Source organism: Tardiphaga sp. 709 (assembly GCF_032401055.1).
Classification (GTDB): domain Bacteria; phylum Pseudomonadota; class Alphaproteobacteria; order Rhizobiales; family Xanthobacteraceae; genus Tardiphaga.
Genome location: NZ_CP135529.1, coordinates 168,025 through 180,316 on the forward strand (window position 1 = coordinate 168,025; position 12,292 = coordinate 180,316).

At 60.0% G+C, this 12,292-nt stretch carries 11 protein-coding genes; 7 read left to right on the forward strand and 4 right to left on the reverse strand.

Translation table 11 applies throughout. The features are described from left to right. Positions 1-257: 257 nt before the first annotated feature. The gene (locus RSO67_RS00835) at positions 258-1,016 is read right to left on the reverse strand and encodes an outer membrane protein (protein WP_315841941.1); all 759 of its coding nucleotides are present in this window, start codon (positions 1,014-1,016) and stop codon (positions 258-260) included. A 250-nt stretch (positions 1,017-1,266) separates the two neighbouring features. Continuing rightward, positions 1,267-1,998 carry a porin family protein gene (locus tag RSO67_RS00840; RefSeq protein WP_315841942.1) on the reverse strand — a complete coding sequence of 244 codons (732 nt, stop codon included), beginning with the start codon at positions 1,996-1,998 and terminating at the stop codon, positions 1,267-1,269. Positions 1,999-2,463: 465 nt separating this feature from the next. On the opposite strand from RSO67_RS00840, the gene RSO67_RS00845 reads away from it, so the two are divergent. Both RSO67_RS00845 and RSO67_RS00850 read left to right on the forward strand, forming a co-directional pair. After that, positions 2,464-2,970, forward strand: coding sequence for a single-stranded DNA-binding protein (locus RSO67_RS00845; protein ID WP_315841943.1), 507 nt, complete (start codon positions 2,464-2,466; stop codon positions 2,968-2,970). 308 nt (positions 2,971-3,278) lie between these two features. Beyond that, positions 3,279-3,485 carry a hypothetical protein gene (locus RSO67_RS00850; RefSeq protein WP_315841944.1) on the forward strand — a complete coding sequence of 69 codons (207 nt, stop codon included), beginning with the start codon at positions 3,279-3,281 and terminating at the stop codon, positions 3,483-3,485. A gap of 114 nt (positions 3,486-3,599) precedes the next feature. On the opposite strand, the gene RSO67_RS00855 is transcribed toward RSO67_RS00850, so the two are convergent. After that, positions 3,600-4,397: a class I SAM-dependent methyltransferase gene (locus RSO67_RS00855; protein WP_315841945.1), complete on the reverse strand. Its 798-nt coding sequence runs from the start codon at positions 4,395-4,397 to the stop codon at positions 3,600-3,602. Positions 4,398-4,636: 239 nt separating this feature from the next. Here RSO67_RS00855 and RSO67_RS00860 point away from each other — a divergent pair, with 239 nt between their 5' ends. From RSO67_RS00860 to RSO67_RS00875, 4 genes are all read left to right on the forward strand, one after another. Next, complete coding sequence (locus tag RSO67_RS00860) at positions 4,637-5,461, forward strand: sulfate adenylyltransferase (RefSeq protein WP_315841946.1); 825 nt, start codon at positions 4,637-4,639, stop codon at positions 5,459-5,461. Positions 5,462-5,918: 457 nt separating this feature from the next. After that, a complete protein-coding gene (locus RSO67_RS00865; protein WP_315841947.1) occupies positions 5,919-6,323 on the forward strand; it encodes a DUF2306 domain-containing protein in 405 nt (134 codons plus the stop codon). A gap of 205 nt (positions 6,324-6,528) precedes the next feature. Further along, on the forward strand, positions 6,529-9,300 hold the full coding sequence (gene gyrA, locus RSO67_RS00870) for a DNA gyrase subunit A (protein WP_175367020.1): 2,772 nt from the start codon (positions 6,529-6,531) through the stop codon (positions 9,298-9,300). 205 nt (positions 9,301-9,505) lie between these two features. Then, entirely contained in the window at positions 9,506-10,405 is a 900-nt protein-coding gene (locus tag RSO67_RS00875) for a hypothetical protein (protein WP_315841948.1), read from the forward strand. A 160-nt stretch (positions 10,406-10,565) separates the two neighbouring features. Here the strand turns inward: RSO67_RS00875 and RSO67_RS00880 are convergent, their stop codons facing one another. Further along, the gene (locus RSO67_RS00880; protein WP_315841949.1) at positions 10,566-11,219 is read right to left on the reverse strand and encodes a hydrolase; all 654 of its coding nucleotides are present in this window, start codon (positions 11,217-11,219) and stop codon (positions 10,566-10,568) included. Positions 11,220-11,365: 146 nt separating this feature from the next. Here RSO67_RS00880 and RSO67_RS00885 point away from each other — a divergent pair, with 146 nt between their 5' ends. Further along, positions 11,366-12,259: a LysR family transcriptional regulator gene (locus RSO67_RS00885; RefSeq protein WP_315841950.1), complete on the forward strand. Its 894-nt coding sequence runs from the start codon at positions 11,366-11,368 to the stop codon at positions 12,257-12,259. Positions 12,260-12,292 lie beyond the last annotated feature (33 nt).

Genomic DNA, 12,292 nt, shown 5'->3' on the forward strand with positions numbered 1-12,292 from the left:
GATTGATTGTCATCGGAACATAGGAAGAACGAGGACGGATTTCCAGTGCTCCGCAGCAACGATCAACGGTTTGTTGGCGGAGGGGTTGCGAGGCAAGGCTGCAAATCGAACGGCCTGCGCAGGACAGGTCTTCCGGTATCGGGCTCATGCAGCGAACTGCCAATCGGGATCGCGTTAAGTCTGAGCGAGGTGCCAGCAAAAAGCCCGGCGCGTGGCCGGGCTAAGTTTGCGGGAATGAGGGAAGGTGGTCGCAGTTCTCAGTATTTCGCGATAACGGGACCGCCCCACTTGTAGTTGATGCGCGCGGTGATCACGTCGACGTCCTGGCTGATGCGATCGATGCGCGAAGTCACAGGAAGTGTCACAGCGGTGAAGCTGTTGCTGCTGGTCTCCATGAACAGATGGTCGTATTCGACCGCGAAGGACCAGTTTGGCGTGAAGCCATATTCCAGGCCGACGCCGACCGTGCCGCCCCAGCGGGTTTCGCTGGCGTTGTCGAACACGACATTGCCGGGGACGGTGTAGCCCCGATATTTGTCGCTGGTCACGGCGGCGCCGCCCTTCACGTAAAGAAGGGTGTTGTTCCAGGCGTAACCGATCTGGCCAGTGAACAGACCGAAGGCTTCGATCTTGGACCGGTTGCCAGTCGTACCGAGTGCGAGCTGGCTGACATTCGAGCCCTTGAAGTCTGCCCAGTTGCCTTGTGCTTCCAGGCCGAACACCCACGCAGCGCTCTGCCAGCGATAGCCGATCTGGCCGCCTGCCGTGCCGCCGCTTGCGTCATGGCAGCCTTCGTTGAAGGCCAGCGCGACACCGAGAACCTGGGTCGTGTCCCAGCATTTGCGGCTCGTTCCCCAACCGCCGTTGCCGCCGATATAGAAGCCGGTCCAGTCATAGACGGCGGCAATGATCGGAGGCGCCTTGGTGTAGGGCCGTGCTGCGAGATCGGCCGCAGAAGCGGACGTTGCCGAGCCGAGAACAGCGAGGGCGGCGGATGCGAGCAGAATTTTCTTCATGGCATGGCTCCCCTTGTGAGTGTTTCAACTCTAGCGCGATTCAGGCGATGAGGCTGTGCCTTCCTTGCAACGGAGAAAAACAAACGTAATGGTTGCGTGAAAAATCACGCGTTACAGTCGTGGGTAGTATTCGACCGCAGGCGATGGGCGAGCTCTTATCTCTCCGGAATCCGGGCTTCCAGCCAAACGAAAAAGGCCGGCGTTTCCGCCGACCTTTCCGTAGTCACGAGCCTGATATCAGGCGCGAAGCTCAGTACTTCGCGACGACCGGGCCACCCCAGTTGAAGCGGTAGTTCAGGCCAGCCTTGACGGTGTGCTCGTCGTTGCGGGACGACAGGCCAATGATGCCAACCGGCGACGGAGCAGCGAAAGTGGTCTTGCCGAAGTCATAGTACTGGTACTCGACCTTGCCCGACCAGTTCTGGGTGAACAGGTATTCGAGGCCGGCGCCGACGGTGTAACCGTCATGCTTGGTGCCAGCTGCGAAGGCAACCGGAACTGCGCCAACAGTCGTGACCAGTGATTCGCTGTAGTCGGAGTAAGCGTAGCCGCCCTTCACGTAGAGCAGTGCCGGACCCCAAGTGTAACCGATGCGACCGGTGACCGAGGCGAGGCCCTTCTGGTTCAGGTTGTAGGTGACGCCAGCCGGAACGAAAGCGACGTTGGTGTTGTTCGAACCAACCCAGCTGTACTGACCTTCGATGCCGAACACCCAGTTCGGAGCGAACTGGTAGTCATAGCCGATCTGCACACCGCCGAGGAAACGACCATCCGAATTGTCGGTGGTGCCGCCGAAGCCGTTCGAACCGTTGAACGCGCCGCCGACGTGACCGCCGATGTAGAAGCCGGTCCAGTTGTAGATCGGGGCAGGAACGTAGGCCGGAGCCTTGGTGTAGGGACGAGCAGCCAGGTCAGCGGCCATTGCCGGAACCGAAGCGCCCAGAGCGATCAGAGCAACCGTGCCCAACAGAAAGTTCTTCATTTGAATTCTCCCCAAAATTGCTTCGCGTCGGCGAAGCCTCGTGTCCCGGCGCAAGCGCCAAATGCAATTCAGTGATCGAAATATACGCAAGTCTGCCAAAAAGTCCGTCACCCAAATAGCACACTCGTCTTCGATGTTTGGCCGTTTCTAAGTTAATGAAAGGTATATGAATTTTGGCGGGGCGCGGTTCCCTTCGGGTTCCACTATTGCTCGACTCAGACGCGACAGCGACGACTCGGTACTTCGTTGTCGCCCAACAGTTCGCCAAGGGATGTCCTTGAGAACAAAAATGGAACATGTTATATGGGAGGACGATCATATAAGAGATCGTGGATAACCCGGTCGCGGGGGCCTGCGCGGGAGCGCGGACCGTATAGGGTCCCATCATCAGCGGCGTTTGCGCGCGGGCCAGGGCCTGCGCCGGCGCCCAATCAGCAAATTCAGGTTCGAGCGTAGGAGAGTGGCATGGCGGGTAGCGTCAACAAGGTGATTTTGGTCGGCAATCTCGGCAAGGATCCCGAGGTTCGCCGGATGCAGAACGGCAATCCGGTCGTCAACCTGACCGTCGCGACGTCGGAGACGTGGCGCGACAAGGGCACCGGCGAGCGCAAGGAGAAGACCGAGTGGCATCGCGTCGTGATCTTCAGCGAAGGTCTCGCCAAGGTGGCCGAGCAGTATCTCAAGAAGGGTGCCAAGGTTTACATCGAAGGCGCGCTGCAGACCCGCAAATGGACTGATCCGCAGGGTGTCGAGAAATACTCCACCGAGATCGTGTTGCAGGGCTTCAATTCGACGCTGACCATGCTTGATGGCAAAGGCGGCGGCGCGGGTGGTGGCGGCGGTTACGGCGGCGATGACATGGGCGACAGCTTCGGCGGCGGCCAGTCGAGCGCTCCGCCGCAGCGCCGTGTTGCGGCACCGGCCGGCGGTGGCGGCCGCGGCAGCGACATGGATGACGACATCCCATTCTGAGGGTTGGTTGAGGCGGTGTGTAAATTGCAAAGCGGTTTCATTGAAATTTCAATGGTTTAGCTGTTTGCGCACTTCCTGATCGCCGACGAGAATCGAATCAGATTCTGTGGAGCCCGCTTGTGTAAACAAGGGGGCTCTTTCGATTGATAAATCAACGCATTGCCAGCCGATTTCGCGTAAAGCCCGTTGTAATGGAGGGCGGCGAGAGGTTTGGGCTTCTCTTGGACAGGGAGAGCGGGCTGCCGGACCCTTGGGCTACTCGCTACAGCGCCGTATTCCTCAGGAGCAAAGCCGGATCGATCAACACGATGTTGAAGGCGCTTCGCTCGATCGCGGCGACCGAAGAGTGGGCCGCATTGCGCGGGGTCAGCCTGATCGAGCGGCTGGAGACCGGCGATCTACTGACGCAGGAGGAAACCGTCGATCTCGTGAACTCGCTTCGTCTTGCACGCTCACCTGCCGTGGGAGGGCATGAGGCGTCGGTGACGCGAGAGGTGGTGGCTCCGAATAGCTGAGCACAACATTCGCGTGATGGCCGCGCTCGTTGAGCCGCTTGCACAGCGCGTGGGCGAGGGTGGTCTTTCCTGCGGCTGCCGGGCCAAAGAACTCGATGATCATGCTCCCGAACCTCAAGAGGTTGTTGGTGCCTGCACGATTCGCCGAGGGTCCTGCACCTGAGGAAACAGGCGTTCCCGCTTTCGCGCCGCGACAATAAAACTCTCCGCCAATAATCCCGGCACCTTGAGCCTCCGGCACGCCTTTTCGAATGGCTCGATCAGCGCCTCGCAGAGATGTGGAAACAACCGGCCCGGTCGCGGGAGATAGCCGTAATACGTGCTCTCCACGACCTCAAATCCCTCATCCGACAGCAGGCTTGAAAATTGATACAAAGTCAGGGTGTTTCGAGGTCTGCTCGGATATGCCCAGTTCAGCACACGACTGAACGACCCGATGGGTGACGTTGCATTGAGCTGGATATTGCACACCAATACGCCGTCGTTGCGAAGATGCCGATAGATCGCCCGCAATGCGTCGCGCCTAAGCGTGTCTTCTGCATTCAAGAAGAACCGAAATGCGGTGGCAACGTCAAATGTCTGTTCGAGAGGAACCTTGGTGACATCGACGCATAGCAGCGTCACGTTGTCTGGCACCGAAGCTGCCGAAAGCATCGCTTCTGACACATCGACCCCGACAACCGAGCCGAACAACCGAGCGGCGACCTTCGCAATGCGTCCGGTTCCGCAGGCGAAGTCGAGGCTTGTTCGCTGTGGCCCTCCGAGCCGGCGCAGAATGCTTTCGAGCAAGGGCTGTTCGACGTCCCGCCACAATGCCGCGCAATGGCCCACCTCAAAGGTGCTGACGTAGTCGGCAACGACATCAACCGACTGGTGGCTCGCGCGATAGCTGAACGTGTCTCCGTTGAGCATAAGGATATGTCCCTCGAGTCCGCCGACGCTAACCTCGATGTCGGGACGACGTCTTCATGCATTCGCACGATGCCGGAACGGAGCGATGATCGCTCGGGAAGGCCAACGAGGCCTGGCCGTTCGGAGGGGTCCGCGGATCCGAACAGTCATTCAAATGAACGTTGGTGTGGTTTGTAATCCGGCTAAGCTCTGACCTGCAGGTAAATGGCAGCTTGTTCCGAGGCGCTGAGCATTCCACCATGATCATCGAGTTATTTGGGCCGCCTGGTGCAGGCAAGACCACACTTCTTCGCGGCCTCTGCCGGGGGCTGGCGCAAGAAGGCATCAACCTGAAGACAGTGAACGGTTATCGCCTGATTGAATATGCGTCGGCCCAGGATGACGGCCCGGAGACGCGCCATGGCATTGGGCGTATTGGCAGAAAGATTGCCACCTCCGGTCCTGTCTTGCTATCGACCCTGCCGAAGGACGGTGTCGCGGCGCGGCTTCTAGCATCAATCCCGCTACGAAGCCGCACATGGTCATGGCGCATGAAGGTCGACATCGCTCTACTGTGCGAATCTTGGCGTAAAGCGCAGGAATCGGAAGGTTACTTCATTTTTGAAGAAGGCCTGATCCAGGCATTGTGTGCGCTGGTTTTGCTGGCGCGAACTCCAAGCATTGACGTGGTTCGTGACTGCCTAGCGTTCCTGCCGCGACCGGACCTGCTTGTCCAGCTCGATGCGCCGCAGGAAACGTTGCGCCGCCGTCTTACGGATCGGCATGCGCACCAGCCGCTCATCGAAGTCCTCCTGTTCGAACTCGGCGTGGACAGGGGCTTGAAGCAGGCCAATATCTCAAGGGAGATCGGCGAGTGCTTGCGCCGGGACGGATGGCCCTTGATACAAGTCGACGGTGCCGACCCCCTCAATTTCGATAAGGTCATCACGCGAGTCCTGGGAGAGCATATCAATGAGACTGCCCTGGGTGACCAAGGCGATAAAAGCCAAACCACTAGATTAGCTGGCAACTATGAACTTGATGGATCTCAACATTTCGCACGGGGGCCTGGTGGCAGCATCTGACGCTCGCTCACGATTTGAATCATTGCGTGGTCGAGCCCCGGTCCGCCCGGAGCGAGGCATGGATACTTTGGGTCGCCTCGACTAGCGCGGTCCGCTGTCTCGGAGAGCCTTGCGTCCGAAACCAACCATTCAGCCACGATCAGCCCGTGAGGCGCGCACGAAACAAGGTGCAGCCGTCCGCCAGGCGCGACCTGGAGATATCCCGGAATCCAGCCTCGGTCACCGGCGCGCTCCTCGACCGCCTCACGCATCACGTCCATAACCACATATAACCCTTCTGATCTGCTGTCAGGACGTCCTGAACTTCTGCATCGCGCGCTGTGAGCTGATTGCTTGCAGCGCGTTTTGCTTTTTGCGGGGACGGTTAGCTGCGGCAACGTGGCGGGCAGCATTATCTTTACAATGGAAAGATTTCTGCGATGGTGAGCTGACACTGCCTGCTGAATGCGAGGCCACCATGTCGCTGCAGCCGTTGCTTGATGCCGCCGCTCCAATCCCGTTGCATGCTGTTGCGGCCATGGCTGCATTCGTGCTTGGTGTCGTTCAATTGATCGCACCCAAGGGCACGCTGCCACACAGGATGCTCGGCTGGATCTGGGTGATCCTGCTCGCCATTGTCGCGATCAGTTCGTTTGGGATCCATGGCCATAGCTACCGGCTGTGGCGGGACTGGAGCCCGATCCATCTGCTGTCGATCATGGCACCGGTGATGCTCGTGCTCGGCGTGATCGCGGCACGCCGGCACCGCGTCAGAGCGCATGCCATCACCATGATTTCGATCTTCGCCGGCGCCCTGGTGATCGCCGGCGCGTTCACCCTGGTGCCCGGCCGGGTCATGCACACCGTGGTGTTCGGTCGCTAGATTGCTGCAAGACGGCCGCATGAGTTTCGCAAGATTCGGCGGGTTCGGGCTGGCTTATTCGGGGCCAGTTCACAAGCCCTGTACAGCTCCCGTAAGCATTTGAAAAATCAGCAGGAAAATAGAGCCGCGGGCGTTGTCTGCGGGGTGGCTTGAAGTCGCGCGATGCGCTATATGATTCCCAGCAAAACCTGACCGGAAATCATCCTTGTCCGACACTGAAGACCAGAAGCCTGGGGAGCCACCGGCCCCCTCGGATATTCGTCCCGTATCCATCCTCGATGAGATGAAGCGTTCGTATCTCGATTACGCCATGAGCGTGATCGTGGCGCGTGCGCTGCCGGATGCGCGTGACGGCTTGAAGCCGGTGCATCGCCGCATTCTCTATGCAATGTATGAGAACGGCTTCGAGTGGAACAAGCCGTATCGCAAGTCAGCGCGAACCGTTGGCGACGTGATCGGTAAGTATCATCCGCACGGCGACCAGTCGGTCTATGATGCCATGGTCCGCATGGCGCAGGACTTCTCGATGCGCGTGCCGCTGATCGACGGTCAGGGCAATTTCGGCTCGGTGGATGGCGATCAGGCCGCCGCGATGCGATACACGGAATCGCGCCTGACCAAGATCGCGCAGTCGCTGCTCGACGATCTCGACAAGGACACCGTCGACTATCAGGACAACTACGATGGCTCGTTCCGTGAGCCACGCGTGCTGCCGGCGAAGTTCCCGAATCTGCTGGTGAATGGCGGCGGCGGCATTGCCGTCGGCATGGCCACCAACATCCCGCCGCATAATCTCGGCGAAGTCATCGACGCCTGCGTCGCGCTGATCGATGATCCGTCACTGACCATTGACGATCTGAACAAGATCATCCCGGGTCCGGATTTCCCGACGGGTGGCATCATTCTCGGCCGCGCCGGGATTCGTACGGCCTATCACACCGGCCGCGGTTCCATCGTGATGCGCGGCAAGGTCTCGATCGAGCCGACGCGCAAGGATCGCGAAGCGATCATCGTCTCTGAAATCCCGTACCAGGTGAACAAGGCCACCATGGTCGAGCGCATCGCCGAACTGGTGCGCGACAAGAAGATCGAAGGCATCTCCGATCTCAGAGACGAATCCGACCGCGACGGTTTTCGTGTCGTCGTCGAATTGAAGCGGGACGCGGTGCCCGAGGTGGTGCTCAACCAGCTATACAAGTTCACGCCGCTGCAGACCAATTTCGGCGCCAACATGGTGGCGCTCGACACCGGCCGTCCGTTGCTGATGAACCTGAAGGATCTGCTGACGATCTTCGTCGCGTTCCGCGAACAGGTCGTCACGCGCCGTACCAAGTTCCTGCTCAACAAGGCGCGCGATCGCGCGCATATCCTCGTCGGCCTCGCGATTGCAGTGGCGAATATCGACGAGGTCATTCGTGTCATTCGTACCTCACCGGACCCCGCCACTGCACGTGACATCCTGATGGAGCGTCATTGGCCCGCGCAGGATGTGGCGACGATGATGATGCTGATCGACGATCCGCGTCATCGCCTCGAGGAAGACGGCACCGCGCGGCTGTCCTTCGAACAGGCCAAGGCCATTCTCGATCTGCGACTGGCTCGCTTGACAGCTCTGGGTCGCGAAGAAATCTCCGACGAGCTGGACAAGCTCGCTGTCGAGATTGCGGACTATCTGGAGATCCTGCGTTCGCGCGCGCGCGTCCAGGGCATCATCAAGGACGAACTCGGTGCGGTGAAGTCGGAATTCGCGACACCGCGCAAGACCGTCATCATGGAGCAGGAAGGCGAGGTCGAAGACGAAGACCTGATCCAGCGCGAAGACATGGTGGTGACGGTGTCGCATCATGGCTACGTCAAGCGCGTGCCGCTTTCGACCTATCGGGCCCAGCGCCGCGGCGGCAAAGGGCGCTCGGGCATGGCGACGCGCGACGAGGATTTCGTCTCGCGTCTGTTTGTAGCCTCGACCCATACGCCGGTGCTGTTCTTCTCGTCGCGCGGCCAGGTCTATAAGGAAAAGGTCTGGCGTCTGCCGATCGCGCCGCCAAACGGGCGCGGCAAGGCGATGATCAACATCCTGCCGCTGGAGCAGGGCGAACGTATCACCACGATCATGCCGTTGCCTGAGGATGAGGCGACGTGGAACGATCTTGACGTGATGTTCGCGACCACTGGCGGCAATGTCCGCCGCAACAAGCTCTCTGACTTCGTCGATGTCAGGCGCTCCGGCATCATCGCGATGAAGCTCGATGAGGGCGAAGCGATCGTCGATGTGCAGATCGCCACCGAACATGATGACGTGCTGCTGACCGCTGCCGGCGGCCAGTGCATCCGTTTCCCGGTAACAGACGTGCGTGTGTTCCAGGGCCGCAGTTCGATGGGCGTGCGCGGCATTTCGTTGGCGGAGGGTGACAAGCTGATCTCGCTGACGATCCTGCGCCACCTCGAGGCCAATTCCGACGAGCGTGCGGCCTATCTGCGCCGCGCCAATGCGGTGCGCCGCGGCGGCGCCGAGGAGCGTGCCGATGTCGCGGACGAAGCGGCGGCTGCCGTGGAGACCGAAGAGGCGACGGGGGCCATCGAACTCGGCGAGCAGCGCTATGTGGAAATGTCGGCATCCGAGCAGTTTGTGCTGACCATCAGCGAGAACGGCTACGGCAAGCGGACCTCGTCGTTCGAGTACCGCACCACCGGACGCGGCGGCAAGGGTATCGTCGCGATGTCGGTCAACAACCGGAATGGCAAGCTGATCGCTTCGTTCCCGGTCGAGGACAGCGACCAGATCATGCTTGTCACCGACAAGGGCCAGCTCATCCGCTGCCCGGTGGAAGGTATCCGCATTGCCGGCCGTTCGACCCAGGGCGTCATCGTGTTCAACACGGCTGACGACGAGCACGTCGTGTCGGTCGAGCATATCGGCGAGGCGGGCGAGGGCGAAGAGGGCGAGAACGGCAACGGTGCGCCGGTGGCGGAGGGCTGAGGTTCATCGCTCTGGCTTGCAACACGTGAAGCGAAAAGCCTGCAGTTTATGCTGCGGGCTTTTTTGTGTCGACAGGACGCCGTATGTAGGATGGGTTGAGCGCAGCGATACCCATCAATTCCATCGCTGGTGGTGATGGGCGCTGCGCTGAACCAAGCCCATCGCTTACCATAGCGGAGCGAGACGATCTGCGAGGGAGGTTCGAGTGGCGGATGAGGTGGCGCTTCAGGATGAAAGCATTGCTCGGTGGCGTGACGCGTTCCGCGATGACACGACAGGAATCAACAAGACTGTTCAAGATTTGCTCCGGGACTACGCCGCCTTTCGCACAGTGATCAAAACCGTACGTTTGGCCAATGAACGGGAAGGGACGGATCCTCCACTTAACCAGATGCTCTTCAATCTTGTTTCACAAGGGTTCTGGTCTAGCCTCCTTCTCGGCACCCGACGTCTGCTGGACAAGGGAGGCTCGAGTGGCAAGAAGGGCGTTAATTCTATCTGGTCCGTTGTCCAAGATGTCGAGGCGAGCCAAGATTGGCTCAATCGCAAGATCTATGTCGAACGAGTGCTACATGCACAATACGATCTCGATCGCCTACAACAAGAAGCTTACGATCAAGTCGTTGCTGCCAATGGGCGTGCGGTATGGGGAGATCCCGAACTAATCAAGAGCGATGCTGCGCATCGTCATTTCGACGCGCTGAGTGGTGTTTCGCAATCGAAAAGGAAACCACAAGATCTGATCTCGCCTTTGATCTTCGATAAGCTCAAGAAGCGTCTTGCCGATCTCGATCACATTTCTAGGCATGTCAGTTCGCACGTTGCTCATGCGGGTAACAAGCAAAGCCGGTACGACAAAGAGTTAAACGCCTTTGATATTCGAGATGCGCGCGAAACGTTGCGGCGGCTCAAAGAAATCGCGGACTTGACGGGAATCTGGTTCGCAAATGAAAGTAGTGCTGGCCTCGCTACATACATCGGAGACCAGTTCGATGGTCTTGACCATGCTGTTGTGCGCACTACCGATTTGGTTGCTCTGGCTGAACAATGGCGATCGATTGACCGCGACATAGCAACTTGGTCAATTGCACCGGATGATCTGTAAGTCGCCGTCGGGCATACAGGCTTAGCTCGTAGGATGGGTATCGCTGCGCTCAACCCATCCTTGCTACAGGCTGGCTGAATAAAGCGTTCCTCCGGATACCCGGTCGAACGGGAATGACGAGGCTCGGCAAAATCCAGGCGTCTCGTCACCCCCGCTCGCATCAGCCTGCGTTCTTCGGCACCGGCGTGTTGAGCAGCTGCTGCTCCCACAGGTATGCAATGCCGCTACCGCCGGCATGCTGCGTCATCACTTCCGTCAGCTTGGCGGCTGTTTCGGCTCGGGCCCAGTCGCGCTGCCATTCGGCGGCCACTGCCAGCCAGGTCATCATGTTGGCGCCGGCCGCGATCATGCGCTGGATGGCGACCTGATGGGCCTCGACCGAAACGGCCCCCGAGGCATCGGTGACGACCGTTACGTCCCAGCCCTCGCCGAGGGCCTGGATCGTTGGCATCGCGACGCAGATCTCGGTCCATAGGCCCGCGATGATCAGCTGTTTGCGGCCCGTTGCCTTGACGACGTCCACCACCTTCGGGTCTTCCCAGGTGTTGATGAAGGTCCGGTCGATCACTTCCTGACCGGGAAAAACATCGGTGATCTGAGGGAACAGCAGACCGCCGCGCTCGGCGAGCACGCTGGTCAGGATGGTGGGCACGCCGAACGCCTTGGCGGCCTTCGCCAGGCCCGCCGTATTGTTGATCACCATCTGCGGTTCGTGGCTGTTCACGTTCGCGAGCTGGTAGGGCTGGTGGTCGATCAGAACGAGGACCGAGTCCTCGGGACGAAGGAGCGACGCAAGGCCATTACGAAAGGTCATGAATACATCCTCTGCTGCCGTTGTGAGTGAGATTGGTCGGGGACAGACGCCAACGGCGACGTTGCCTGAAGGGGTATTGCCGTTCTCATGCGCGATGGGGTAGTGCCCTCCCGTGCCAAGCTGTGTCGCGAAACGGGGAACGCTGAATGGACATCGAAGAGCTGCGGACATTCGTGGAAATTGCCGATGCCGGTGGCGTTTCGCCCGCCGCGCGCCGGCTCGGCGTTTCCAAGTCGATCGTCAGTCGGCAGCTTGCTCGCCTCGAAGCGGAACTCGGCGTTCAGCTTCTGGCGCGCACCACGCGCGGCGCCGCGCTCACGGAAGCCGGCATCACGTTTCGCGATCATGCGGCGCGCGCCTGCGGCGAGATCGACGCAGCCCGGGAATTGATCCAGCCTGACGGTGAGCTTTGCGGGCGACTGCGCATTGCCGTGCCGCTTACTTTCGGCCCAACGCACCTGGCGCCCGTGCTTGCGGACATGGCGCGACGGCACCCGCAGCTCCACGTCCATACCGTCTACAGTGATCGCTTCGTCGATCTCATCGCCGAAGGTTTCGATTGCGCGATCCGGGTTGGCTATCTTCCGGACTCCAACCTGATCGCGCGACACGTCGGGCCTATTTATGCAAAATTGGTCGCGAGCCCGGACTATATCAAAGCGCATGGTTCCCCCGAGACGCCGGACGAACTCGTCGACCATCAGGCTCTCATGCAGGGCACCGAAGCCTGGCAATTCATGGATGGCGACAAGATCATCACGGTGCGTCCACAGGGGCGATTCAAGGCCGACAACGGCGCAGCTCTTGTCGCCGCCGCATTGGCAGGACTCGGTATCGCCTGGCTCCCGGGTGGCATCACCGACGACTACATCGCCTCCGGCGCGCTGGTTGCGGTCATGACACGCTATCCACCACCGCCGGCAGGTGTCTATGTCATCCGCCCGCCAAGTCAGCATCCCGCACGGAAGGTGCGGGTTCTTACCGAAATGCTGATCGCGTGTTTTGAAAAGGCCCCGCGCCCTGCGGATGTCGGTCACTAACGCACGAACCAAACGGATGGTGCGCAGGGACCG

What these genes read in the sequence shown, in the direction of transcription:
- RSO67_RS00835 (WP_315841941.1), bottom strand. Translation starts at nt 1,016, where the DNA reads ATGAAGAAAATTCTGCTCGCATCCGCCGCCCTCGCTGTTCTCGGCTCG.
- RSO67_RS00840 (WP_315841942.1), bottom strand. Translation starts at nt 1,998, where the DNA reads ATGAAGAACTTTCTGTTGGGCACGGTTGCTCTGATCGCTCTGGGCGCT.
- RSO67_RS00845 (WP_315841943.1), top strand. Translation starts at nt 2,464, where the DNA reads ATGGCGGGTAGCGTCAACAAGGTGATTTTGGTCGGCAATCTCGGCAAG.
- RSO67_RS00850 (WP_315841944.1), top strand. Translation starts at nt 3,279, where the DNA reads ATGTTGAAGGCGCTTCGCTCGATCGCGGCGACCGAAGAGTGGGCCGCA.
- RSO67_RS00855 (WP_315841945.1), bottom strand. Translation starts at nt 4,397, where the DNA reads ATGCTCAACGGAGACACGTTCAGCTATCGCGCGAGCCACCAGTCGGTT.
- RSO67_RS00860 (WP_315841946.1), top strand. Translation starts at nt 4,637, where the DNA reads ATGATCATCGAGTTATTTGGGCCGCCTGGTGCAGGCAAGACCACACTT.
- RSO67_RS00865 (WP_315841947.1), top strand. Translation starts at nt 5,919, where the DNA reads ATGTCGCTGCAGCCGTTGCTTGATGCCGCCGCTCCAATCCCGTTGCAT.
- RSO67_RS00880 (WP_315841949.1), bottom strand. Translation starts at nt 11,219, where the DNA reads ATGACCTTTCGTAATGGCCTTGCGTCGCTCCTTCGTCCCGAGGACTCG.
- RSO67_RS00885 (WP_315841950.1), top strand. Translation starts at nt 11,366, where the DNA reads ATGGACATCGAAGAGCTGCGGACATTCGTGGAAATTGCCGATGCCGGT.